This window comes from Staphylococcus microti, from assembly GCF_000934465.1.
Lineage (GTDB): Bacteria > Bacillota > Bacilli > Staphylococcales > Staphylococcaceae > Staphylococcus > Staphylococcus microti.
Window position 1 is genome coordinate 1 of record NZ_JXWY01000155.1, and the last position, 225, is coordinate 225.

At 40.4% G+C, this 225-nt stretch carries 1 protein-coding gene; it reads left to right on the forward strand.

From position 1 onward, the window contains the following. Nucleotides 1–225, forward strand: a 225-nt coding sequence (locus TP70_RS12505) for a hypothetical protein (RefSeq protein WP_044361448.1), incomplete at both ends; no start/stop codon positions are given.

Genomic DNA, 225 nt, shown 5'->3' on the forward strand with positions numbered 1-225 from the left:
ATACACCGGAAGCGTATGTGTATTTAAGTAATGTTGGTATTTCTAATGGACACACAGTGGATGCAATTGCGAAAGTATCTATTATTCCGACGAAAGACAGTGATCCGTTAAATACTAGATACTTCCTTACATCAGGACGAGACTACTTGTCTGTTGCATCAAAAGCAGGTGGTGGTGCATCTGTTAGCTTGACGTTTTTAGAGCACAAAGATCAAGCAGCGTTTG